A 23,020-nucleotide genomic window follows, 5' to 3' on the forward strand; every position below is an offset into this window, starting at 1 on the left:
ATGGAGTCCCGCCCGCATCACGCGTCGGTCGCGCCGAGCAGGCGGCGCAGGCGCAGTTCCTCGAGGTCGAGTTCCTCGGTGAGGCGGTTCATCAGCTCCTCCTCCACGCCATCCTCGGCGCGGTGGCGCAGCAGCCGGGCGCGTGCCGCGCGCAGCGCGTGCAGGCGGTGTTCCAGCCGGGCCGTGCGCTCGGCGACGATCGGGCCCTGGCTGATGCCGTCCAGCAGGCGCACCCGGTCGCGGTACTCGGGCAGCAGGTCCTGGGCCATCGCACCCGACAGCACGTCCTCGGCCCGCCGTTCCATCTCGCGCAGCGCGGCGTGGGCGATGAGGGTGCGGGCGGTGGCCTCGTCGATGCCCATGCCGGGCTTGCGCTTCTCCTCCACGCCGAGCCGCTTGATCAGCCATTCGAGCGTCGTGCCCTGCATGACGAGCGTCGCGAGGATGGCGCAGAAGGCGAGGAAGACGATCAGGTCGCGCTCGGGGAAGGTGACCGGCAACGCAAGCGCGGCGGCGAGCGAGACCACGCCGCGCATTCCGCACCAGGCGATGATCACGGTGTGCGACCAGGGCCGCGCCGAGCCGAAGCGCGCCAGCGCCGGCACCAGCCGCGGCGTCAGCGAGGCCGGGAAGACCCAGATGAAGCGCGAGACGATCAGCGCCGCCGAGACGACAAGAGCGCAGGAGGCGAGCTGCCAGACGCCGTAATGGTCCATGCGGCCCAGGATCTCGTTCAGCTGCAGTCCGATCAGGATGAAGACCAGGCTGTTCAGCACGAACTCGATGAACTGCCAGACGACGCGCGCCTCCCGCCGCGTCCGCGCGGACAGCGCGTGCTGCGCCCGCCCCAGCACGAGCCCGGTCACCACCACGGCAATGACGCCCGAGACATGGACGAACTCCGCCGCGAAATAGGAGGCGAAGCAGGCGATGAAGGACATCGCGGTTTCGAGCAGCGTGTCCTCGAGCCGGCGGATGGCGAGGATCGCGCCGCGCCCGAGCAGCCAGCCGATCATCGCCCCGCCGATGGCCAGGGCGATGAAAGTGAAGCCGGCCTCAGCCCAGGAATAGGCGCTGGCCAGCGTCGCTGCGACCGCGAGCCGATAGAGCACCAGTGCCGACGCGTCGTTGATCAGGCTTTCGCCTTCCAGCACCGCGACGATGCCCTTGGGCAGGCGCAGGCGATGCAGCACGGCACCGGCCGCCACCGCATCCGGCGGCGCGACGATGGCCCCGAGCGCGATCGCGGCCGAGAAGGGCAGCCACGGGATCACCATCAGCGCCGCGAGCGCGACGCAGACGGCGGTGAAGAGCACCGCGCCGAGGGCGAGGAAGAGGATCGGCCGGATGTTCCCGGTGAAGGCGCGCCAGTCGGTCCGGTAGGCGCTGGCCATCAGCAGCGGCGGCAGGAAGAAGGCGAGGGCGAGATCCGGGTCGAGCTCGACCTTCGGCGCGCCGGGGATGAAGGCGAGCACCATGCCCCCCAGCACCAGCACGACGGCGTAGGGCAGGCGTGCGCGGCGGGCCAGCAGGGCGAAGCCGATGCAGGCCGCAATGAGGGCGAGGAGAGCCTGGACGATCGGCATGCGCCCCCTTAGTGCCAAGGCCGCAACGGGTTGGGAAGGCGGGGCTTGGGCCGCCGCGCCGGGCTGCCCATCTCTGCCGCATGCTCGACGCTCCCCTCCCGCTTTCCGACGATCCCCTGCTCGATGCCTATTCCCGGGCCGTGACCGAGGCCGTGGCCCGCGTCGGACCGGCCGTGGTCCATGTCGCCGTCCGCCGCGGCAAGGGCGGCGGCACCGGATCGGGCGTGGTGATTTCCCCCGATGGCCTGGTGCTGACCAACAGCCATGTGGTGGCCGGCGCCGAGGCGGTCGAGGCCACGGCCCCGGATGGACGCCGCTTCGCCGCCCGGGTGCTGGGCGAGGACCGGGCGACCGACCTCGCGGTGCTGCGGGCCGAGGCGCATGGCGCGCTGGCCGCGGCGGAGCTGGGCAGCTCCGCCGGGCTGCGGCCGGGCCAGCTCGCCATCGCCATCGGCAATCCGCTGGGCTTCGCCAACACGGTCACGGCCGGCGTGGTCAGCGCGGTGGGGCGGGCCCTGCCCTCCCGCAGCGGCTGGCCGATCGAGGACCTGATCCAGACCGACGCGGCGCTCAACCCGGGCAATTCCGGCGGGGCGCTGGCCGATTCGGCCGGGCGCGTGATCGGCATCGCCACCGCGGTGATCGCGGGCGCGCAAGGCCTCTGCTTCGCGGTCGCGGCCGACACGGCCCGCCTGGTGCTGGGCGAGGTGCTGCGCTTCGGCCGGGTGCGCCGTGCGGTGATCGGCCTCGCCGCGGAACGCGTGGACGTCCCCCCCGCCCTGATGCGGGCCGCGGGACGCGACGGCCAGGGACAGGGCGCCCGGATCGCCACCGTCACGCCGGGCGGGCCCGCCGAGGCCGCCGGCCTGGTCGCGGGCGACGTGATCCTCGCGATCGGGGAGGCGCCGGTGACGGGGCCGGACGCGCTGCTGCGCTGGCTCGGCGGGGAGCGGGTCGGCGTGCCGGCGCGCCTCGTGTACCTGCGCCGCGGCGAACCGCGCGAGGCCACGGTCACGCCGGCCGAACGTGCGGCCGGCTGACCGGGCGCTACTCGTCCTTCTTCCAGCGCCAGAGCACGATGATGCCGACGACGCAGACGAGGACGACGGTCGAGAGCATGCCCTGGACCACGCCGAAGTTGGGCGAATCCTCGGCGACGAAGAGCGCTGCGACGGCGCCGCCGGCCGCGAGCAGGATTCGGACCACGAGGTTGATCATGCCGCGCCCCCCTTGGTTTCCAGCGATTCGATCCGCGCCAGCGCGGCCTTGAGCAAATGGGTCAGTTCGATCAGCTCGCGCTCGCGCATCAGGTCGATCTTCTCGTGCAGCAGGGCGATCTCCGCTTCGGCGCGGATATTGACCTGATAATCGGCCAGGGCGCGGTCGCGGTCGATATCCGCCTGGCGATTCTGGCTCATCATGATGACCGGGGCCGTGTAGGCGGCCTGGAAGGACAGCAGCAGATTCAGCAGGATGAAGGGATAGGGATCCCAGGCGCCACCGCCGAAGATCGCGTTCCCGGTGATCCATGCGGTGATCAGCCCGGTCTGGACGATGATGAACCGCCAGGACCCGACGGTCGACGCCACGGCATCGGCCAGGACGGCGCCGAGCGGCACCCGAGGCGCGGGCCCCAGGCCGCGGCGCCGCCGGCGCGCGAGGTGGATCGCCGCACGCAGGTGGCGTCGATAGGCATTGCCGCGTTGGCGGGCGGCTCCAGGAACGGCGGGGACGGCAGGCTGGGTCATCGCGACTCCTCGTCGCCTTGTGGTCCGGCAGCCTGGAACCGGGGGCGCCTTCCACTCAATGGCTGGATCGCAGCGTGCCACCGTCGACGTGGATGACCTGCCCGGTGATGTAGCGGGCGCGCGGGGAGCAGAGGAAGGCGACGAGAACCGCAAGGTCCTCCGGTTCCCCGATATAACCGACCGGCACCTCCGTCTCGGCCCAGGCGCGCTGCGATTCGGGCGTCGGCATGATGCGGGTGTCGATCTGTTCGGAATGGAGACGGCCGGGCGGGACGCAGTTCACCGTGATCCCGTCCTTGCCCAGCACCCGCGACAGGGCCTTCGACCAGATGTGCACCGCGCCGTTGGGGGCATTGGCGGGGTTGATGGAAAAGGGTTCGTCCGTGCCGGTGAGGCTGACGATGCGGCCCCACTTGCGCGCCTGCATGGCCGGGACGAGGGCATGGGCGATGCGGCGCCCGGCCTCGAAGTTCAGCAGCATCGCCTCCTGCCAGACCGCGTCGTCGCCGAGGTCGGGCTGCGGGCGCGATCCGCCGGCATTGTTCACCAGGATGTCACAGCAGCCGAAATGACCGAGCACCGCATCGCGGATCCGCGGCGCGGCGTCGGAGGCGGTGATGTCCTGCTCGACGACGAAGGGCGTCGCGGACGCCGGGAGTTCCGCGGCGAGCTCCTCCAGCAAGGGGCGTCGGCGCGCCAGGATGGCGAGCCGGCAGCCCTCGGCCGCCAGCATCTTCGCGATCGCCCGGCCAAGCCCCGCGGAGGCGCCGGTGACGAGCGCCACCTTGCCGGTCAGTTGAAGGTCCATGCCTGCGCTCCCGTTCCATGCGGGACGCAGGCTCGCATGCGGCGGCCGCCGGCGCGACGGGGGTCGCGACGGCCGCGGCGGTCAGGCGGCGGTGACGAAGGCGCGGAGCGACTCCGCTTCCTCCTCGGCCTGGGCGATGCGGGCCTTCACCAGGTCCCCGATCGAGACCATGCCGGCAAGCCGGCCATGATCCATCACCGGCAGATGCCGGCACCGGTGGTTGGTCATGATGGCGAGCGCCTCGGCCACCGAGGTGGCCGGCGCCGCGGTGACCAGGTCGGCGGTCATCAGGTCCCGCGCCGTCCGGGCCAGGGCGGACGTGCCTTCGCGCGCCACGGCGCGGACGATGTCGCGTTCGCTGACGATGCCGAGAACGGCGCCGTCCTGGTCGCGCACCAGCGCCGCACCGATGCGGTGCTGCGCGAGCGACTGGGCGATCGAGGTGGCGTCCTCCCCGGGACCGACCGAGAAGACGTCGCTGCCCTTGTGACGCAGGATGGACTGGATGGTCATGCACGCACCCTCCCTGCTCCGCCGCGGGCCGGGGGGCCCGCAGGGGCGCGGCAACGGGGCCCGCCGGGAGGTCCGTCTCGCGATGGGTCCGGCACCACCCGTCCGCGCAACCGATGCGCGAGCGTGCCAGGGGGGCGGCGCGCGATGCAAGGAAGAAGCGTGGAACCTCGCGGATCAATGAAGCGCGGCGAACCACGGGACGGCGCGGCGCGCGGCGGCCTCCGCCTCGGCGCGCGTCGCGAAGACGGCCGAGGAGAACCAGGCGACCGGCGTCCAGGCGCCGGCATCCTCGGGATCGCGGCGGAACTCCTCGAAGCCGAAGGTGCCGTCCGGGCGCAGGAAGACGTCGATGCAGCGATTGCCCTCGGCCGTCTCGATGCTGGCGAGCACGACCCAGGATCGGTCGATGCGGCGCGACATCAATGCGCCGGCGCCGCCCCGCCCGCGAGCTGCGTGCGGACCAGTTCCGCGAAGCGGCCGCCCTGGGCGACCAGCTCGGCGAAGGGCCCGCGCTCGGCGATGCGGCCGCCGTCGAAGACCAGGATCTCGTCGGCCTCCCGCACGGTCGACAGGCGGTGGGCGATGATGAAGGTGGTGCGGCCGGCCATCAGGGCGGCGAGCGCCTTCTGCACCCGCGCTTCCGTCGCGGCGTCGAGCGCCGAGGTCGCCTCGTCCAGGATCAGCACGGGCGGGTTCTTGATCAGGGCCCGCGCGATGGCGAGGCGCTGCCGCTGGCCGCCCGAGAGGTTCGACCCGCGTTCCCCCACCACGGTGTCGTAGCCCTGGGGCTGGCGGAGGATGAAGTCGTGCGCCTCGGCCTGGCGGCAGGCTTCCTCGATCTCGGCCTGGGTAGCCTCGGGGCGGCCGACCAGCAGGTTCTCCCGGATGGTGCGGCTGAACAGCATGGATTCCTGGAACACCACGCCGATGTTGCGGCGCAGCGATTCCAGGCTGATCTCGCGCAGATCGTGCCCGTCCAGCGTGATGCGCCCGTCGACCGGGTCCCACAGCCGCTGCAGCAGCGCCATGGCGGTCGACTTGCCGGCGCCGGTCTGGCCGACCAGCGCGATCGTCTTGCCCGGCGACGCCGCGAAAGTGACCTCCCGCAGGATGGGTGGGCCGCCGGGATAGGCGAAGCCCACGCCTTCGAAGGCGACCTGGCCGGTGGCGCGGCCGACATCGATGGCCGCCGGCGCCTCCGGCACCGTCGAGCGGGCGTCGAGCACCTGGAACAGCTCCTCGATGCGCGGCTGCACGAAGACCATGTGGGAGACGAAGCCGATTGCGCTTTCGAGCCGCCCGATCAGCAGCGTCGCGAACCCCATGAAGGAGACGATCTCGCCGACGCTCGCCTGGCCGTGCACATGCAGAACGGTGCCGAGCACGAAGATCGCGATGACGCAGATGGTGGATGCGGCCCGCGTCAGCACGGCCACGATCGCCCACCAGTTCAGCACCGGGAACTGGTGGTCGAGCACCTGGCGGATGATGTCGCCGAACATCCGCGCCTCGGAGCTCAGGCGGGTGAAGGACTGCACCACCACGACGTTGGACAGCGCGTCCTGCGCATTGCCGGCGAGGCGCGAATGGAACTGTTCCACCTGCGCCTGCGCGTCCTGCGTGCGCCGGATGACGACGGCGGCGACGACCACGAAGACCACCACGAGCATCATCAGCAGCAGGCCGAGCCGCCAGTTCATCACCAGAGTCAGCGGCAGCAGCACGATCAGCGAGACGAAGGTGATGATGTGTTCGCGGAAGAAGCCGAGCCACAGGCCGAACAGGTTGTCCGTGCCCACCAGCATGATCTTCATCAGCCGGCCCGACTGCGTGTCCCCGTGGAAGGACAGCGGCAGGGCGAGCACGTGCTGGAAATACTCGTGCATCACCTTGAGCCGGTTGCGATGCGCCATCCGGTCGGCGAACAGGCCCACCGCGACATTCGCCCCGATGCTCGCGAGGCCCACCACGGCCCAGACGCCGAGCAGCGTCGTCGCCTCGGACCAGAGCAGCGTCGGCTCCATGCGTTCCGAGCGGGCGAGCAGATCGACCACCCGGCCGAACAGCACCGGTTCGAGGAACTGAAGGCCGGCGAGCGCGAGCGCGGCCACCGCGAGCCCGGCCGCCATCGGCCGGTCGCTGCCGAGCATCCAGAGCACGCGGCCATACAGCCTGAGGAAACCCATCCCGCTGCGACTCCCCCTGCCCCCCCGGGGCCCGGCGCAGACTAGTCGGGACGGCCGATCCAGGCGAGGTTGAACGCGACGCCGCGGCAGGTCAGTTTGGGACGTTCGTCAACGGGCCGCGATGCGGTCCGCCGGGAGGAGAAGACAAGAATGATCGACCGCCGTGCCCTGATGGGTGCCCTCGCCCTTGCCCCGCTCGCGCGTCCCGCCCTCGGGCAGGCCTGGCCCTCGCGCCCGGTGCGCCTCGTCGTCGGATTCCCGCCAGGCGGCACGACCGACCTCGCCGCGCGCGTGATGGTGGAACCGCTCACGCAGCGGCTCGGGCAGCCGGTTGTGGTGGAGAACCGGCCGGGCGGATCGGGCGGGAACATCGGCGCGGACGTCGTCGCGAAATCCGACCCGGACGGCTACACGCTGCTGATGCAGACCGTCTCCTCGGGGGCGATCAATTTCGGGCTGTATGGCGCGCGCATGCCGCACCGGCCCGAGGACCTCGCCGGCGCGGCGCTGGTCGTGAAGGTGCCCAACGCGATCTTCGTGAACAACAATCTGCCGGTGCGGACGCTGCGCGAACTGGTGGACCTGGCGAAGCGGCAGCCGGGCAAGCTCAACATCGGCTCCTCGGGCGTCGGCACCTCGCTGCACATGACGGGCGAGCTGCTGAAGCAGGCGGCGGACATCGACCTCACCCACGTGCCCTTCCGCGGCGCCGGCCCGATGATCCAGGAGATCATCGCCGGGCGCGTCGAGGTCGGCGTGGACAACCTGCCCTCGGTCATCGGGCATCTGCGCGACGGGCGGCTGCGGCCGCTCGCGGTGACGACCGCGACGCGCACGCCGGCGCTGCCCGACGTGCCGACCACCGCCGAGGCCGGCTTCCCCGCGGTCGAGGCAACCGCCTGGTTCGGCATCTGCGCCCCGGCGCGCACGCCACGCCCGGTCATCGACCGCGTCGCCCAGGCGGTGAACCAGTCCCTGGCCGACCCCGCGGTCTGGTCGAAGATGGCCGACCTGGGCGGCATGAAGCCGGACCTGACGCCGGACGGCTTTTCCACGCCGGCGACCTTCGACACCTTCATCCGCGCCGAGATCGCGAAGTGGGGCGAGGTCGTCCGCCGCGGCAACATCACCGTCGACTGACGGCGTGACGCTGGTCGATGCGGTGGGCACGACGGGGACGCTCCTCGTCGTGCTGGCCTATCTCGGCACGCAGTTGCGCGCGCTGGACGCGGCCGGGCTTGCTTTCCCGGTCGTGAACCTGATCGGATCGCTGCTAATCACCGTCTCGCTGTGGGTGAACTTCAACCTCGCCTCGGCGCTGATGGAGGGGTTCTGGATCGCAATCAGCCTGTTCGGCATCGCGCGCTGGGCGCGCGAGAGACAGCAGGCGCGCGGCGGCAATCGTTGCCAATCGCCCCCCGCCGGGGCGTGATGGAGCAAAGCCGGGCAATCCGGCCGCCAAGGGAAGGAAACATCGTGACGATCACCCGCCGTACGGCATTCGCCGCCGTCTCCGCTGCGCTCGCCGCGCCGCGCCTCGCCTCCGCGCAGGGCTTCCCGTCGCGCCCGATCCGCATCGTCATTCCGTTCACCCCGGCGGGCACGACCGACCTCGTCGGGCGGCTGACGGCCGAGATGCTGGGACGGCGGCTCAACCACCAGGTGGTGGTCGACAACCGGCCCGGCGCCTCGGGCAATGTCGGCGGCGAGTTCGTCGCGCGCAGCGAGGCCGATGGCCACACGCTGCTGCTGACGACGATCGGCACCGGCGCGATCAACTTCGCCGTCTTCCGCGACCGCATGCCCTACAAGCCGGAGGACCTCGCCGCCGTCGGGCTGATGACGCGCGTGCCGAACGTGCTGATGGCGGCCAACAACACGAACATCCGGTCGGTCGCCGACCTGGTGCGCGAGGCCCGTGCGCGGCCGGGACAGATCAACTACGGGACGGCGGGCATCGCGACCTCGCCGCACGTCGTCGTCGAGCAGCTGCGCCTCGCGACCAACATCGACATCACGCATGTGCCCTACCGCGGATCGGCGCCCATGCTGACCGAGATGGTGGCCGAGCGGATCGAGATCGGGATGGACAACATCCCCTCCGCGCTGACCTTCATCCGCGACGGGAAGATCCGCGCCATCGCGACCACGGGCGCGCAGCGCAATCCCTCCCTGCCCGACGTGCCGACGGTCGCCGAGCAGGGCCTGCCGGGCTTCGAGGCGACGGCCTGGTTCGGCGTGCTCGCCCCGGCGGCGACGCCGGCGCCGGTGGTGCGGAAACTGGGCGCGGAGCTCAATGCCATCGCGCTCGACCCGGCGTTCCGCCAGCGCATGGAGGCCCTCGGCGCGGAACCCCCGCGGCTGACGCCGGACGGCGGCACCAGTCCCGAGACCTTCGCCGCGTTCCTGCGCGCGGAGATCGCGAAATGGGCCGACGTCGTCACCCGCGCCAATGTGCGGGTGGAGTAGGCCGCGCAAGCGTCCGGCCGGGTAAAGCGCTAGGCGAGCAGGCGCGGCACGAAGAACGAGAACAGCACCGCTGCGCCCCCGAGCACGGCGAGCGCCGAATACCAGAACACCGCCGCGTCCAGTTGCTCGACGAGCCGCTTGACCACGGCGACGCCGATCATCTCGCCGATGCGCCGCGTGACGATGCGCTTCAGCAACGGGTTGCGGATGGCCTCCACCGCCTTCGCCGCGCGGGCGCGCACGCCGTCGGGCGATTCGTCGCGCAGCGCCTCGCGGAAGGGGCGGCGCAGGCGTGCGAGGGCCATCGCGAAGGCCCCGCCCAGCACCGCCGCGGCCAAGCCGAGGATCGCCACGAGAGCCGCCGCCAGATACGCCATGTCGTCTCCGAATCGCGCGCCGGCCCAGCCCGGCGTCGCGGCATGACACATGATGGTCTCGCCGGCGCCAGTGACCGATTTCACACCGCGTGATGCGGGGCCGTCAGGCGGGCAGGCCCTCGGTCACCGCGCGGATGTAGCGCGCGACGCTGTCCCGCGCGGCCTGCTTGCCGCCGCTGGGCAGCACGCGGTCCCACCAGCCGCCATAGATCGCGTCGAACTCCAGCGCATCGAGCCGCGCGCCGATGCGCGCGACCTCGGCCACGGGCAGCGGCACCCAGTTGGGAAAGGACCACATGAAGGACAGGTGCTTGCGGTCGGCCGCGACGGAAGCGATGTCGCCGGTCAGGATCGCGCCCTTGCCGGCCGACCAGTGCAGGATCGTCCCGCCGGCGAAGTGGCCGCCCAGGCGGTGCAGGGTGACGCCCGGCATGATCCCGTGCGTCTCGCCCGACCAGAAGGTGACCAGGGGATCGGGGTCCTTCACCCAGTCCCGGCTCGCCTCATGGATCAGCACCGGGCAGTCGAAGGCGCGCGCCCATGCGGTCATCGCGGTATGGAAATGCGGATGGCTGACGGCGATCGCCGCGAGCCCGCCCAGCGCCTTCACGATCCGCACCGTCGCGGGGTCGAGCAGCGCCACGCAGTCCCACAGCACGTTGCCCGCCGGCGTGCGCAGCATCAGCGCGCGCTGCGCGATGCCGAAATCGGGGAAGACGCCGACGCCGAGCAGATCCGGCGCGACCTCCCGGAAGCCCACCGCGTGGCGCCGGCTGAGCGCCTCCATCGTCGTCCAGGCCTGGCCGGATTGCGGCACCCATTGCCGCGGATCCTCGCAGACCTCGCAGCGCGCGGGCGGCGCCGCGGAAGGCGCATACTGCGTGCCGCAGGTGACGCAGATGAAGGCGGTGCCGGTCATCGCCGTCGTTCCCTTTCCGCCTGGACCAGGCGCTCGATCTGCGAGGCCGGCAGCGCGCCCGGGATCAGCGTGTCGCCGATGACGAGCGCGGGCGTGCCCTCGATCTGCAGCCTGCGGGCAAGCGCGATGTTCGTGTCGAGCCGCTGCTGGATCGCCGCGTCCTGCATGTCGCGGAACAGGCGGTTGGCGTCGAGGCCGATACGCTGCGCCTCGGCGCGGATCGCCTCGTCGGTCGGCTCGCCCCGCAGGCGCATCAGCGCGTCGTAGAATTCCGGGTACTTGCCCTGGCGCTGCGCGGCGAGCAGCGCCCGCGCGCCGACCACGCTCTGCGGCCCGAGGATCGGCAGGTCCTTCATGATGATCCGCAGGTTGCGGTCGCGGCGCAGCACCTCGGCCATCTCGCCATGGAGGCGCTTGCAGTAGGGGCAGCGGACATCGAAGAACTCGACGATCGTCACGTCCCCGCGCGGGTTGCCGCGGATGGGGTCGCCGGGCGTCTCGAACAGCGCGGCGCGCTGGGCGACGATGCCGCTGCGCTGCGCCTCGGCGCGTTCGCGTTCCTCGGCGGCCTGGATGGCGGAGAAGGCCTCGCGCAGGATGGTGGGGTCGCGGCGCAGCGCGTCGCGGATGATGTCGACGATCTCGGCGCGCTGCGCATCGGAGAAGGACTGCGCCATCGCCCGTCCGCCGAACATCACCCCGGCCGCGGCCAGAAGGAAGCCTCGCCTCATCGTCTCTCCTCGCGTCGCCGCGCTTCTTCCGCCGCCCGCTGCTCGGACGTCAGGTTTTCCCGCCGCGTCGCTTCCTGGATGTCCCGCGCGCGAAGGCGCGACGGCCCCGGGGGCAGGTGCGGCTCCGCCCGCAGGGCCAGCATGCGGGCCGTGGCGAAGTCGCTCAACAGCATGGCTTCCTCGGCCAGCGCAAGGTCCGCCCCGGCCACGTTCCCGCGACGGCCCCGGGCGGTGGCGAGCAGGCGCCAGATGAAGGCGGCCTCCGGGTCGCGGGCCAGCGCGGCCTCGATCTCCCGTTCCGCCAGGGCAAGGGATTGCGGGTCCCCCGCCTCGGTCAACGCCCGGCCATAGGCGGCGCGGATCAGCGGTTCCTGGGGCGCGATGCGCGCGGCCGCGGCATAGGGGGCGAAGGAATCGCGGATCCGTCCGCTTTCGAACAGGATCTGGCCCTTGAGCTCGAGCAGGTAGGGATCGGTCGGCGCCTGGCGGATCAGCCCGTCGATCAGCGCGACGGCTTCCGCCCGCCGCCCGGACCGATGCAAGGCGACGGCCCGGGCATAGCGCGCCGGCGCCGCGGCATCGGCGGCATTGTAACGCGCGAGCGTGGTCGCCGGAGGATCGAGGAAGCCGTCCAGCTTCGCCCGGACCATGGCGTAGCGTGCCGCGATGGCCGGCGGCACGGGCCGGTCCGTGTCGCCCAGCCGCGCCGCCTGTTCCCGCACGAAGTCGAGCCGGTCGCGCGACAATGGGTGCGTCTGCAGATAGGGATCCTGGCGGGAAATCTGGAGATTCTCCTGCTCCAGCAGCCGTTCCAGCAGGTTCGCGAGGCCAAGGGGCGACCAGCCGGTGCGGACCAGCAGCCCCATCGCGGCCTGGTCGGCGGCCTGCTCCTGGGCCCGGGTGAAGGCCAGGAGTTCCCGCAGGGCCAGGTTCTGGCCGGCCATGGCAATCCCCATCCCGGCCTCGGCGCCGCCGCGTCCGCCCCCGGCCGCTGCCGCGGCCCCGCCCAGCAGCAGGGCCGCGACCTGCCGGATCATGGCCGCACGCAGTTCCTCGGGCAGGCGGGAGACGTGCCCGCCGACGATGTGGCCGGTCTCGTGGGCCAGGACGCCGGCGAATTCGGCGGCGCTGTCCGTCTGCTGGATCACACCGGTGTGGACGAACAGCCGGTTGCCGGTCGTGACGAAGGCGTTTATGGCCCAGGCCTGCAGGAGCGTGATGCGGATCGACGCCGGGTCCAGCCCCGCCTCCCGGAACAGGGGATGCGCGATGGCCCGGACCAGGGCCTCGGTTTCCGCATCCCGCACCGTGACCACCCGCGCCTGGCCCTGGGCCTGCGCGGCAGGAGGGGCCAGGACCAGCGGCATGAGCACAAGGACGACCAGGAGCGCCAGCGCCTTCCGCATGGGCGCGAGCCTAGACCACCCGGAGCCCCGGCGCGAACGGCGCGGCGGGGCGGTGGCCCTGGTGCTCGCCGCCGCGGCGCTGCTGCCGGGCTGCTCCTCCATCATGCCGTCCTTCGTGCGCGGGCCGTCGGTGCCGATGGGCACGCCGGGCTTCGTCAGCGGCTTCTTCGGGGGCGTGGCGACCGAGGAACCCCGTGCGGCGATCGTGTCGCGGGACATCCTGTCGGCCGGCGGGTCGGCGGTGGACGCGGCCGTGGCCGGCGCCTTCGCGCTGTCCGTCACCCTGCCCTCCCGCGCCGGGCTCGGCGGCGGCGGGGCCTGCATCGTCTACAACAACCGCCGGCGCGAGGTGGAGGCGGTGGCCTTCCCCGCCGGGGCGCGCAGCGTGCCGCCGCAGGGGGCCGATCGCCCGGCGGCCGTGCCGATGATGGCGCGGGGCCTCTACCTCCTGCACACGCGCGGGGGGCGCCTGCGGTTCGAGCAGCTCGTCCGCCCCGCCGAGGATCTGGCCCGTTTCGGCACCGAGGTCAGCCGCGCGCTGACCGACGACCTCGCGGCAGTGGCCGCGCCGCTCCTCAACGACCCCAACGCCCGGGCGGTGTTCGGCGCACCGGGCGGCGGGCCGCTCCGCCCCGGGGACCGCATCACGCAGCTCGACCTCGGCGCGACGCTCGCGCAGATGCGCACGGGCGGCGTCGGCGAGCTGTACCAGGGCGGGCTGTCGGACCGCTTCGCGGACGGATCGGTCATCGCGGGCGGCGGCGTGACGCAGGACGAACTTCGCGCCGCCCGTGCCCAGGTCGTCGCGACCGAGCGCGTGGATGTCAGCATCGACAGCGTCTTCTTCCTGCCCGGCGCCGTCGATGGCGGCGCGGGCACGGCGCAGGCCTTCCAGGCGGTCATGGCCGGGCAGCCGGCGCTGCCGCCCGTCGGCGCGCCGGTCGGCGCGTCCACCACGCTGATCACGATGGATCAGGAAGGCAACGCGGTCACCTGCGCCTTCAGCATGAACAACCTGTTCGGCACGGGCCGCGTGGTGCCGGGGACGGGCATCCTGCTCGCCGCCGCGCCGGGGATCGGCAACGTGCCGCCCGCGCCTCTCGCGGTGGCACTGGCGACGAACCGCGACCGGCGGTCCTTCCGGGCCGCGGCCGCAGGGTCGGGCCAGTACGCCGCCGGTGCCGCAGCGGGGGCGACGATGGCCGCCGCGCTGCGCCGCGTCGCGCCGGGTGACATGTTCACCGCCGTGCCCGATCCGGGCCGCGGCATGGTCATCGCCTGCCCGTCCTACGCGCCGGGGTCGAACGCGTCCTGCATCGGCACCGCGGATCCGCGCGGCACGGGCGTGTCGATCGGGACCTTCGGGCGGTGAAGGTCGGGCGCGCGGCCGACGCGCCGCCCTTCCTCGTCATGGACGTGATCGCGGCCGCCAATGCGCGCGCCGCGAGCCTGCCGCCGGGCGCGCCCGGCATCCTGCGCATGGAGGTCGGCCAGCCCGGCACCGGCGCGCCGCGCGGCGCGCGGGAGGCCGCGATCCGCGCCCTGCAGGACGCCCATCCGATGGGCTACACGGAAGCCTTCGGCCTGCGGTCGCTGCGCGCACGCATCGCGCGGCACTACCGCGACCATTACGGCGCCGAGGTGCCAGAATCGCGCATCGCGGTGACGGTCGGCGCCTCGGGCGCCTTTCCCCTCGCCTTCCTCGCGGCCTTCGATCCGGGCGACCGGGTGGCGATGGCCGCGCCCTTCTACCCGCCCTATGCGAACATCCTGACCGCGCTCGGCATGCAGCCTGTGCTGCTGCCCTGCGATGCGACCACGCGCTTCCAGCCGACGCTCGCGATGCTGGAGAAGATGGATTCGCGGCCCGAGGGGCTCATCGTCGCGAGTCCCTGCAACCCGGCCGGCACCATGCTCTCGCCGGCCGAGCTGCAGGCGATTGCGCGCTGGTGCCACGCGCATGGCGTCCGGCTGATCAGCGACGAGATCTATCACGGCCTGACCTGGGGCACGGTCGAGGAGAGCACCGCGGCCGCGGTCAGCCCCAGCGCGGTGGTGGTGAACTCCTTCTCGAAATACTGGTCCATGACGGGCTGGCGCATCGGCTGGCTGGTGCTGCCCGAGGACCTGGTCCGCCCGGTCGAATGCCTGGCGCAGAACATGTTCATCAGCGCCCCGCATGTCGCGCAGATCGCGGCCGAGGCGGCGATGGACTGCGTCGCGGAGCTCGAGGCGAACAAGGCGGCCTATGCGCGCAGCCGCGCCGCCCTGCTGGACGGGCTGCCGAAGGCGGGCTTCACACAGATCGCGGCGGCCGACGGCGCCTTCTACCTGTGGTGCGACGTCGGCCACCTGACCAACGACAGCGCCGCCTTCTGCGCCGAGATGCTGGAACATGCCGGCATCGCGGCGACCACGGGGCTCGATTTCGACCGTGACCGCGGCAGCCGCTTCCTGCGCTTCTCCTATTGCGGGCCGGAGGCGGACATGACGGCCGCGCCCGGGCGGCTCGCGACCTGGCTGAAGCGCGCCTGAAGGCAGGCTACAGCCCCCAATGCGCGTTGCTGTCGGCCGGCGCCTGGTCGCGCCGCTCGGTCATGCCGTAATCGCGGATGACGCCCGCCACGCGCAGCCGGTAGCCGGCGAAGACTCCCTCGCGGCCCGATTTCTGCGCGCCGCGATGGCCCGCATGGCAACGCCAGTTCCGCACCGCTTCCTCGTTCTCCCAGAAGGACAGGGAGAGCAGCTTCGACGGGCTGGTGATGCTGCGGAAGCGCTCCACGGCGATGAAGCCCGGCTGCTTCTCGAGTTCCGCCCGCATGGTCGCGGCGATCGCGAGATAGTCATCCTCCCGCCCGGCAGCCGGTTCGACCTCGAAGATGATGGCGATCATGGCGTTACCCTGCATGGCGCGTGGCGACGAATGCTTCGGCCTGGGCCGAAGCGCATCGCGCCAAACGGGGATAGCATCCCCGCATGACCGATCCCACCGCCCCAGGCCCCCTCGCCGCCATCGCCGCGCTGATGGCCGACCCGGCCCGCGCGCGCATGCTCGCCGCCCTGATGGGGGGCGAGGCGCTGACCGCCGGCGAGCTCGCGCGCGTGGCCGGCGTCACGGCGGCCACGGCGAGCGGGCATCTCGCGCGGCTGAGCGAAGGCGGGCTCGTCCTCGTCCATGCCCAGGGCCGGCATCGCTACCACCGGCTGGCGTCGGAGCAGGTGGCGGCGGCGATCGAGACACTTGGCGGCCTCGCCGCCGAGATCGCGCCGGCACGGAGCTGGAAGCACGGAGAGACCGCGCGCCAGGCACGGCTCTGCTGGAACCACCTCGCCGGGCGGCTCGGCGTCACCCTGCATGAAAGGCTGACCGGCGAGGGGCTGCTGCGCCCGGTGCCCGGCGGTTGGGATGCCGTGCCGGAGGCGCGCGCACGCCTGAGCGCAACAGGCGTCGACCTCGACCGGGCCGATGCCGCGCCGCGCTTCGCCTGCGACTGCATGGACTGGTCGGAGCGCCGCCCGCATCTCGCCGGCGGGCTCGGGCGGGAAATCGCCAGCGCCTGGATCGCCCGCGGCTGGCTGCGCCGGCTGCCCGCCGCAGGGGAAGGCGACATCCTCGCGCGCCGCCGCGTCGAGCTCACGCCCGCGGGGCGGCGGGGGCTGAAGGACGCGATCGGCCTCGAGACCGCATGACCCCTGCCGTCGCACTGATGGCGGCGCTCGCCGCCATGACGGGTTTGTCGCAGTTCCATCGCGCCGCGCTCGGCGTGGTCGCGCCCGACCTGATCGCGGACCTTGCGCTGACGCCCGCGGTGCTCGGCGCGGCGAACGGGGTGTTCTTCGGCGCGCTGCTGGTCGCGCAGGTGCCGGTGGGCGTGGCGCTCGACCGCGCGGGGCCGCGGCGGACGGTGGGGGCGCTCACCGGGATCGCGGTGGTCGGCGCCGCGCTGCAGGCCTTCGCGACGGATGGGGCGAGCCTGCTCGCGGCGCGATTCCTGATCGGCATCGGCTGCGGCGCGTCCTTCATGGCGGCGGTGGTGCTGTGTGCGCGTTGGCATCAGGGGCCGGCGATGACGCTCGCGCTCAGCCGCGTCTTCGCGCTGTCGCAGATGGGCATCCTGCTCGCGGGGGCGCCGCTGGCCGCGGTCGCCGAATGGGTGGGCTGGCGTGGGGCCCTCGGGGCATCCGCCGTGCTGACGGCGGCATGCTGGGGCATCTGGTGGCGGCTGGTGTGGGACGACCCGCCGGACCGTCCGCCGCCGATCCGGCGGGCCGAGACCCTGCGCGAAGCCCTCGCGGGCCAGGTGTCGATCTGGCGCCTGCCGGGGTTGCCGCGGGTGCTGTCCATGCACCTCGTCGCCTATGCGGCGGCGGCGACGGTGCTCGGGCTCTGGGCCGGCCCCTACCTGGCGGACGTCCACCGCCTGGACGCCGCCGGGCGCGGATGGGTGCTCGGGGCGATGGGCATCGCGATGCCGGTGGGTCTGCTGATGGTCGGGCCGCTCGAGCGATCGGTGGGCAGCCGGCGGCCGATCGTCACCGCGGGCGCCGCGCTGTCCGCCGCGACGCTGCTCGGTCTCGCGCTCTGGCCGGGGGCGCCGTTGTCCGCCGCGGTGGCGCTGCTGGTGCTGCTCGTGCTCTTTTCAGCCTATCCGATCCTGGTGGTGGCCGAAGGACGATCGCTGTTCCCCGATCACCTGGTCGGGCGCGGCGCGACCACGGTGAACCTCGCGCAGGTGCTGGGGTCGGCGTTGCTGCCGCTGCTCGTCGGGGCGGTGGTCGGGCTGTTCCCCGAGGAAGCCGGCGGCGTGCGGCCGGAAGCGGCATACCGCGCGGGCTTCGGGGCGATCGCGGCATGCCTTCTCGCCGGCCTCGCCGGATGGCTGCTGCTGCCACGGCCGCGGGACTGATGGCAAGGCGCGATCTGCCGCGCCACCGTCAAGTCCCGGTCACGATCCCGATGTGAAACACGTCACACACGCGGGCGCTCCGCGCTGGCAGGGTTCGGCCGCGATCCACGGGATCGCAGCCCAGATCCGCGACCAGATCAGAGAGGATTCCAGCCATGCGCCTGACCCCTGCGCTCGGCCTGCTTGCCGTGCTCGCCGCCGGCCCCGCCTTCGCCCAGTCGGCGACGCCCATCGGCGTCGCGGAATGCGACGACTTCCTGACCAAGTACGACCAGTGCCTCAACACCAACGTCCCGGCGGCGAACCGCGCGCAGGTCGGCGCGGCGGTGACGCAGATGCGGGATTCGTGGCGTCAGATGGCGCAGAACCCGCAGACCCGCCCGATGCTGGGTCCGCAGTGCACGCAGATGGCGCAGCAGATGGCGCAGTCGATGTCCGCCTACAACTGCCGCTTCTGAGCCGGAGCGCGGGCCGCGTTCAGACGCGCGCGGCCCGCGCGATCGCCGCTTCCGCCTCGCGCACCACGCATTCCACGACCGCCGCCGCAGGCGGGATGTCGTGAATGAGGGCGGACGCCTCTCCCACGATCACGCCGGCGACGTCGAAATCGCCCCGCGCACGCGCCACGGCGTAGTCGGCAGCGACCTCCTCGGCATGCTCCTGCATCTCGGCCTCGCGGCCGAGCCAGCGTTCGGTCGTCGCGTTGCGCAGCACGCGCCCGGTATAGGGCGCCGGCCAGACGTTCTTGCGCGCGATGTCGAAGACGATGGAGCGCACGGTCTCGCCCGGCCCGGCGGCGACGGCACGGGCCTTGGCGCGCGGATCGATGTCGGCTTCCTCGGTGACGTAGAAGCGCGTGCCCATCATCACGCCCTCGGCGCCGTACGTCATCGCCGCGGCGAGGCCGCGTCCATCGGCGATGCCACCCGCGGCGACGACCGGGATATCGGGGCAGGCCTCGACCACCAGCGGCAGCAGCGTCGTCAGCGGCAGGGACTGGCCATGGCCGCCGGCCTCGGTGCCCTGGGCCACGATGACGCCGGCGCCGGCCTCCATCGCCTCATGCGCCTGCGCCACGGTCTGCACCTGGCAGATCAGCGTCGCACCCGCCTCGTGGATCTCCCGGGCGAAGGGCCGCGGGTCGCCGAAGGACAGCATCACCGCCGCCGGCCCACGAGCGAGCGCCTGGCCGAGCAGCGCGGGCTGCTTCGCGAGGCTCCAGGTGATGAAGCCGCAGCCGACGCGCGCATTGCCCGCGGCATCGAAGGCGCGGCCGAGCCAGGGCCCGTCCCCGTAGCCGCCGCCGATGAGGCCGAGGCCGCCCGCCTGGCTGACCGCGGCGGCGAGACGTCCGCCGGCCACGTAGTCCATCGGCGCGAGGAGGACCGGATGCTCGATGCCGAGCCGCTCGGTCAGGCGGTTGCGGAAGGGCATGGCCGTATCTCCCTCACCCCGGCGTCACGGTAGCAGGGCGCGGGCTTCGTCCCACAGCCGCGTCGCCAGCGCACCGGCGGGTTCCACGCGGGCGAGCGGAGCGGCCTGGCCGGCCCACATCTGCATCGCGCCGGGATCGTTGGCCGCCTCCGCCGCCGCGCGGACCGGGGCATAGAGGGCGCGCTGCACCGGATAGGGCGCCGGGTCCGGATGCGCGGCGCGGGTCGCCGCATTGGCCACGCCGCGCCCGAGCCGGCCGGTGAAGAGGCGCGTCAGCATCGTGCCCTCGGGTTCCACCGTGCCGAGTGCGTCGGCCCAGCTGCGATGGATCCCGGCCTCGGGGCAGCGCAGGAAGCCGGTGCCGATCTGCACGGCGCTGGCGCCGAGCGTCAGCGCGGCGGCGATGCCGCGCGCATCGGCGATGCCGCCGGTTGCGATCACCGGTACGTCGAGCGCGTCGGCGAAGCGGGGGATCAGGGCCAGGCCGCCGGTGAGCTGCGCCTCGGCCGTCCCGCTGTCGAAGGCGCCGCGATGTCCGCCCGCTTCCATGCCCTGGGCGACGATGGCATCGGCGCCGGCGGCGACCGCGGCGCGTGCCTCGGCAAGGGTCGTCGCGGTCGCGAACCACGCGATGCCGCGCGTCTTGGCGTCGGCCACGACCCAGTCGGGGAAGACGCCCATGATCGAGGAGATCGCCGCGGGACCGGCGTCGAGCATGGCCCGGCACTGCGCGTCGAAATCGGGCAGGAAGGGGCCGTCCGGGATCCTCGGCCGCGGGCCGATGCCGCCGAGGAAATCGGCCATCGCCGCTTCCCGTGCCGCGTCGCGCACCGGCGGCGGGTCGGGGATCCAGACATTCATCTGGAAGGCGCCGTTGGATTGGGAGCGTACGGTACGTGCCCAGTCGGTGATCGCCTCGGGCGTCATCATCAGGGCGCCGACCGCGCCCATGCCGCCGGCGGTCGCGATGGCGGCCGACAGCGCGGGCGCCGGCACCCCGGCCATGGGGGCCAGCAGGATCGGCAGCCTGAGGCCGAAGCGCTCGCAGAAGGCGGCCGCCCGCGCCGCCTGGGCTCCGATGCCGGTCCGCGCCATGTCCGTGCTCCCGCTGTCCATGGTGCCGGAGGCTAGGCCAGACGAAGCATCACGAAAAACGCTTTGATCCGATGGCTGCGATCGCGGGCAGCGATGTCTTCAGGCCGCCACCGCCGGGCGCCGCCGCGCCTGGTCGAGGAAGGCCGCGAGCGCGCTCGACAGGCGTGCCTCCCGCCGGCGGACGAAGACGGTCTCGACCATCGCCTCGGCGGGCGGCAGGCGGTGGACGGCAAGGCGCCCCGCCGCCAGCACGCGGGGGACCAGCCGTGCCGGCAGCAGCGTGACCCCGAGCCCCGCTTCGACCGCGCCGAAGATCGCTTCCAGCGTGCCGAATTCGAGCATGCGCGGGCCGACGACGCCACGGCGGGCGAGCAGCGCCTCGAGCCGCTGGCGGTAGGAGCAGCCGGCGCGGAGCACGATGATGCGCATGCCCTCCGGCGCCAGGGCGGACGCTGCGTCGCGGATGCCCGGCGCGGCCATCAGGGCGAGTTCCTCGCGATAGGCGAGTTCGGTCGCGAGGTCGGCGTGCTCCACCGGCCCGCAGACGAAGGCGCCGTCGACACGTTCGGCGAGCACCTCCTCGACCATCTCCCGCGTCGTGCCGGTGCGCAGCACCAGGTCGACCTCGGGGAAGGCACGGGCATAGGCGGCGAGCATGGGGGCGAGGTGCATCGCCGCCGTCGTCTCGAGCGAACCGATGGCGAGCGGACCGCGCGGCACGCCGTCGTCGCGCGCCGCGGCTGCGGCTTCGGCGACGAGACGCTGTGCGCGTTCGGCGTAAGGCAGGAGACGGCGACCGGCGGGCGTGAGCGTGACGCCGCGCGCATGGCGGTCGAACAGCGGGACGCCGAGCTCGGCCTCGAGCGCCCGGATCCGCGCCGTCACGTTGGACTGGACGGTGTGCAGCTCGGCCGCGGCGCGGCCCATGCCGCCAAGCCGGGCCACGGCTTCGAAGACGCGAAGGTCTGTGGTGTCCATGGCGCCCATGCTACTGCGGCGCCATGTCGGAGCGGAAACCGGATTTCAGCCTGGAGTCGGATGTGCGCCGCGCCGCCGGGGTGGACGAGGCCGGGCGCGGCCCCCTGGCCGGGCCGGTGGTGGCCGCGGCCGTCGTGTTCCGGGGCGCGCCGCCGAGCGGCCTCGCCTCGCTGCTCGATGATTCGAAGCGGCTGAAGCCGGCGCAGCGCGACGCGGCCTTCGCGGCGCTGTGCGCGGCGGCCGCGCAAGGGTTGCTCGACTACGGCGTCGGCGCCGCTTCGGTGATCGAGATCGGCACCGTCAACATCCTTCGGGCGTCGCATCTCGCGATGGCGCGCGCCGTCGCGCGGCTCGGCACGGCGCCGGACATCGCGCTGGTGGACGGAAACCAGCCGCCACGCCTGCCCTGCCCGGTGCGCTGCGTGGTGGGCGGGGACGGGCTGTCGCTCTCGATCGCGGCCGCATCGATCCTGGCGAAGGTCGTGCGGGACCGTGCGATGGCGCGGCTCGACCCGCGCTGGCCGGGATATGGCTTCGCGCGACATGCGGGCTATCCGACGCCGGCGCATCTCGCCGCGCTCGCGCGCCTCGGCCCGAGCCCGCACCACCGGCGGGGCTTCGGCCCGGTGGACAGGCTGCTGTGATCGCCTGAACCGCGACGCGGACGGTTCGTCCGTGCGCGGGCGTCGGCGCCTGAGGCAGGGAAACCTTGACCTGCCGAGTCGCACAAGCGATTCTGCGGCCTTCGCGTCGGGGGACGGGGTTTTACGCGTGGGGACGCAGATCGATCTGCCGCTCGACCAGGTGCTGGTCGGGGATTGCATCGCATGGCTGCGGCACCTGCCGCCGGCCTCGGTGCATGCCATCTTCGCGGACCCGCCATACAACCTGCAGCTCAAGGGTACGCTGCGCCGCCCCGATGATTCGGTCGTGGACGGCGTGGACGACGAATGGGACCGTTTCGCGGATCTCGGCGCCTATGATTCCTTCACGCGCGAATGGCTGACCGAATGCCGCCGCGTGCTGCGCAAGGACGGCACCATCTGGGTGATGGGCGCCTATCACAACGTGTTCCGGCTCGGCTCGGCGCTGCAGGATCTCGGCTACTGGATCCTGAACGACGTGATCTGGCGGAAGTCGAACCCGATGCCGAACTTCCGCGGCCGCCGCTTCACCAACGCGCATGAGACGCTGGTCTGGGCGGCACGCGGGCCCGAGAGCCGCTACCGATTCAACTACGCCGCCATGAAGGCGCTCAACGACGACCTGCAGATGCGCAGCGACTGGCTGATCCCGCTCTGCACCGGGCACGAACGCCTGCGCGACGACAAGGGCGACAAGCTGCACCCGACGCAGAAGCCCGAGGCGCTGCTGCATCGCGTGATCCTGTCCTGCACCTCCCCGGGCGAGGTGATCCTCGATCCCTTCCTCGGGTCCGGCACGACGGCGGCGGTGGCGAAGCGCCTCGGCCGGCGCTTCATCGGCATCGAGCGCGAACAATCCTATGCCGATGCCGCGCTGGCCCGCGTCGCCGCGGTCGAGCCCGCGCCGGAAGATGCCGCCGCGGCGCTGCCGTCGAAGAAGGAACAGCCGCGCATCCCCTTCGGCACGCTGGTCGAACGCGGCATCGTCCCGGCCGGGGCGAAGCTCTATGACCGGCAGAAGCGCTGGGAAGCGGTGGTCGGCGCCGACGGCACGCTGCGCTGCGGCCTCGCCAGCGGGTCGATCCACAAGGTCGGCGCCGCCGTGCAGGAAGCGCCGTCCTGCAATGGCTGGCTGTTCTGGCATGTCGAGGCGCGCGACGGCCGGCTGCGCGTGATCGACGACTATCGCGCCGAGTTGCAGCGCGAGGCCTGATCGCGC

General features: G+C 72.7%; 26 protein-coding genes. 11 read left to right on the forward strand and 15 right to left on the reverse strand.

The features are described from left to right. Window positions 1-17: 17 nt before the first annotated feature. Window positions 18-1,586, reverse strand: coding sequence for a Na+/H+ antiporter (locus GWK16_RS15365; protein ID WP_170054861.1), 1,569 nt, complete (start codon window positions 1,584-1,586; stop codon window positions 18-20). Between the two features lie 80 nt (window positions 1,587-1,666). Between GWK16_RS15365 and GWK16_RS15370 the strand changes: the two genes are divergently transcribed. Further along, on the forward strand, window positions 1,667-2,626 hold the full coding sequence (locus GWK16_RS15370; protein ID WP_170054862.1) for a S1C family serine protease: 960 nt from the start codon (window positions 1,667-1,669) through the stop codon (window positions 2,624-2,626). A 7-nt stretch (window positions 2,627-2,633) separates the two neighbouring features. Here the strand turns inward: GWK16_RS15370 and GWK16_RS15375 are convergent, their stop codons facing one another. The 6 genes from GWK16_RS15375 to GWK16_RS15400 form a co-directional block, all read right to left on the reverse strand. Further along, on the reverse strand, window positions 2,634-2,804 hold the full coding sequence (locus GWK16_RS15375) for a hypothetical protein (protein WP_170054863.1): 171 nt from the start codon (window positions 2,802-2,804) through the stop codon (window positions 2,634-2,636). After that, window positions 2,801-3,205, reverse strand: a complete 405-nt coding sequence (locus tag GWK16_RS15380; RefSeq protein WP_211187466.1) for a DUF1003 domain-containing protein — start codon at window positions 3,203-3,205, stop codon at window positions 2,801-2,803. Before GWK16_RS15380 ends, GWK16_RS15375 begins: the two co-directional genes overlap by 4 nt. Window positions 3,206-3,389: 184 nt before the next feature. Then, entirely contained in the window at window positions 3,390-4,142 is a 753-nt protein-coding gene (locus tag GWK16_RS15385; protein WP_170054865.1) for an SDR family oxidoreductase, read from the reverse strand. Window positions 4,143-4,223: 81 nt separating this feature from the next. Next, complete coding sequence (locus tag GWK16_RS15390; RefSeq protein ID WP_170054866.1) at window positions 4,224-4,655, reverse strand: CBS domain-containing protein; 432 nt, start codon at window positions 4,653-4,655, stop codon at window positions 4,224-4,226. A 174-nt stretch (window positions 4,656-4,829) separates the two neighbouring features. Beyond that, the gene (locus GWK16_RS15395; RefSeq protein WP_170054867.1) at window positions 4,830-5,075 is read right to left on the reverse strand and encodes a hypothetical protein; all 246 of its coding nucleotides are present in this window, start codon (window positions 5,073-5,075) and stop codon (window positions 4,830-4,832) included. Beyond that, a complete protein-coding gene (locus tag GWK16_RS15400; RefSeq protein WP_170054868.1) occupies window positions 5,075-6,841 on the reverse strand; it encodes a glucan ABC transporter ATP-binding protein/ permease in 1,767 nt (588 codons plus the stop codon). The genes GWK16_RS15395 and GWK16_RS15400 overlap by 1 nt, the downstream gene beginning before the upstream one ends. 150 nt (window positions 6,842-6,991) lie before the next feature. Here GWK16_RS15400 and GWK16_RS15405 point away from each other — a divergent pair, with 150 nt between their 5' ends. From GWK16_RS15405 to GWK16_RS15415, 3 genes are read left to right on the forward strand one after another with little or no spacing between them, the layout of a single operon-like run. Then, window positions 6,992-7,981, forward strand: coding sequence for a Bug family tripartite tricarboxylate transporter substrate binding protein (locus GWK16_RS15405; RefSeq protein WP_170054869.1), 990 nt, complete (start codon window positions 6,992-6,994; stop codon window positions 7,979-7,981). Window positions 7,982-7,985: 4 nt separating this feature from the next. After that, window positions 7,986-8,273, forward strand: a complete 288-nt coding sequence (locus GWK16_RS15410) for a CBU_0592 family membrane protein (protein WP_170054870.1) — start codon at window positions 7,986-7,988, stop codon at window positions 8,271-8,273. Between the two features lie 44 nt (window positions 8,274-8,317). After that, the gene (locus GWK16_RS15415) at window positions 8,318-9,310 is read left to right on the forward strand and encodes a Bug family tripartite tricarboxylate transporter substrate binding protein (protein WP_338144488.1); all 993 of its coding nucleotides are present in this window, start codon (window positions 8,318-8,320) and stop codon (window positions 9,308-9,310) included. A 29-nt stretch (window positions 9,311-9,339) separates the two neighbouring features. On the opposite strand, the gene GWK16_RS15420 is transcribed toward GWK16_RS15415, so the two are convergent. The 4 genes from GWK16_RS15420 to GWK16_RS15435 form a co-directional block, all read right to left on the reverse strand. Further along, complete coding sequence (locus tag GWK16_RS15420; protein WP_170054871.1) at window positions 9,340-9,687, reverse strand: hypothetical protein; 348 nt, start codon at window positions 9,685-9,687, stop codon at window positions 9,340-9,342. A 103-nt stretch (window positions 9,688-9,790) separates the two neighbouring features. Continuing rightward, a complete protein-coding gene (locus GWK16_RS15425) occupies window positions 9,791-10,606 on the reverse strand; it encodes an MBL fold metallo-hydrolase (protein ID WP_170054872.1) in 816 nt (271 codons plus the stop codon). Next, window positions 10,603-11,337 (reverse strand): DsbA family protein, encoded by a 735-nt coding sequence (locus GWK16_RS15430; protein WP_170054873.1) that lies wholly within the window; start codon window positions 11,335-11,337, stop codon window positions 10,603-10,605. The genes GWK16_RS15425 and GWK16_RS15430 overlap by 4 nt, the downstream gene beginning before the upstream one ends. After that, window positions 11,334-12,743 (reverse strand): M48 family metalloprotease, encoded by a 1,410-nt coding sequence (locus GWK16_RS15435; RefSeq protein WP_170054874.1) that lies wholly within the window; start codon window positions 12,741-12,743, stop codon window positions 11,334-11,336. The genes GWK16_RS15430 and GWK16_RS15435 overlap by 4 nt, the downstream gene beginning before the upstream one ends. Between GWK16_RS15435 and GWK16_RS15440 the strand changes: the two genes are divergently transcribed. Then, on the forward strand, window positions 12,703-14,115 hold the full coding sequence (locus GWK16_RS15440) for a gamma-glutamyltransferase (RefSeq protein ID WP_170054875.1): 1,413 nt from the start codon (window positions 12,703-12,705) through the stop codon (window positions 14,113-14,115). The genes GWK16_RS15435 and GWK16_RS15440 overlap by 41 nt on opposite strands. Before the next feature lie 38 nt (window positions 14,116-14,153). Continuing rightward, window positions 14,154-15,278 (forward strand): pyridoxal phosphate-dependent aminotransferase, encoded by a 1,125-nt coding sequence (locus GWK16_RS15445; protein WP_170055078.1) that lies wholly within the window; start codon window positions 14,154-14,156, stop codon window positions 15,276-15,278. 7 nt (window positions 15,279-15,285) lie between these two features. Here the strand turns inward: GWK16_RS15445 and GWK16_RS15450 are convergent, their stop codons facing one another. Continuing rightward, window positions 15,286-15,636, reverse strand: a complete 351-nt coding sequence (locus GWK16_RS15450) for an antibiotic biosynthesis monooxygenase family protein (RefSeq protein WP_170054876.1) — start codon at window positions 15,634-15,636, stop codon at window positions 15,286-15,288. Window positions 15,637-15,719: 83 nt separating this feature from the next. Between GWK16_RS15450 and GWK16_RS15455 the strand changes: the two genes are divergently transcribed. From GWK16_RS15455 to GWK16_RS15465, 3 genes are all read left to right on the forward strand, one after another. Further along, window positions 15,720-16,433 (forward strand): ArsR/SmtB family transcription factor, encoded by a 714-nt coding sequence (locus GWK16_RS15455; protein WP_170054877.1) that lies wholly within the window; start codon window positions 15,720-15,722, stop codon window positions 16,431-16,433. Next, the gene (locus tag GWK16_RS15460) at window positions 16,430-17,650 is read left to right on the forward strand and encodes an MFS transporter (protein ID WP_170054878.1); all 1,221 of its coding nucleotides are present in this window, start codon (window positions 16,430-16,432) and stop codon (window positions 17,648-17,650) included. The genes GWK16_RS15455 and GWK16_RS15460 overlap by 4 nt, the downstream gene beginning before the upstream one ends. A gap of 155 nt (window positions 17,651-17,805) precedes the next feature. Further along, window positions 17,806-18,108, forward strand: a complete 303-nt coding sequence (locus GWK16_RS15465; RefSeq protein WP_170054879.1) for a hypothetical protein — start codon at window positions 17,806-17,808, stop codon at window positions 18,106-18,108. Between the two features lie 19 nt (window positions 18,109-18,127). Here GWK16_RS15465 and GWK16_RS15470 read toward each other — a convergent pair whose 3' ends face one another. The 3 genes from GWK16_RS15470 to GWK16_RS15480 all read right to left on the reverse strand — a co-directional run bounded on the left by GWK16_RS15470 (window position 18,128) and on the right by GWK16_RS15480 (window position 21,157). After that, window positions 18,128-19,084, reverse strand: coding sequence for an NAD(P)H-dependent flavin oxidoreductase (locus GWK16_RS15470; RefSeq protein ID WP_170054880.1), 957 nt, complete (start codon window positions 19,082-19,084; stop codon window positions 18,128-18,130). A gap of 24 nt (window positions 19,085-19,108) precedes the next feature. Further along, window positions 19,109-20,179 carry an NAD(P)H-dependent flavin oxidoreductase gene (locus GWK16_RS15475; RefSeq protein ID WP_170054881.1) on the reverse strand — a complete coding sequence of 357 codons (1,071 nt, stop codon included), beginning with the start codon at window positions 20,177-20,179 and terminating at the stop codon, window positions 19,109-19,111. A 99-nt stretch (window positions 20,180-20,278) separates the two neighbouring features. Then, window positions 20,279-21,157 carry a LysR substrate-binding domain-containing protein gene (locus GWK16_RS15480; RefSeq protein WP_170054882.1) on the reverse strand — a complete coding sequence of 293 codons (879 nt, stop codon included), beginning with the start codon at window positions 21,155-21,157 and terminating at the stop codon, window positions 20,279-20,281. Between the two features lie 23 nt (window positions 21,158-21,180). On the opposite strand from GWK16_RS15480, the gene GWK16_RS15485 reads away from it, so the two are divergent. Then, window positions 21,181-21,801, forward strand: a complete 621-nt coding sequence (locus GWK16_RS15485) for a ribonuclease HII (protein WP_170054883.1) — start codon at window positions 21,181-21,183, stop codon at window positions 21,799-21,801. 127 nt (window positions 21,802-21,928) lie between these two features. Next, window positions 21,929-23,014, forward strand: coding sequence for a site-specific DNA-methyltransferase (locus tag GWK16_RS15490; RefSeq protein ID WP_170054884.1), 1,086 nt, complete (start codon window positions 21,929-21,931; stop codon window positions 23,012-23,014). Window positions 23,015-23,020 lie beyond the last annotated feature (6 nt).

This window comes from Neoroseomonas marina, from assembly GCF_012927745.1.
Classification (GTDB): domain Bacteria; phylum Pseudomonadota; class Alphaproteobacteria; order Acetobacterales; family Acetobacteraceae; genus Neoroseomonas; species Neoroseomonas marina.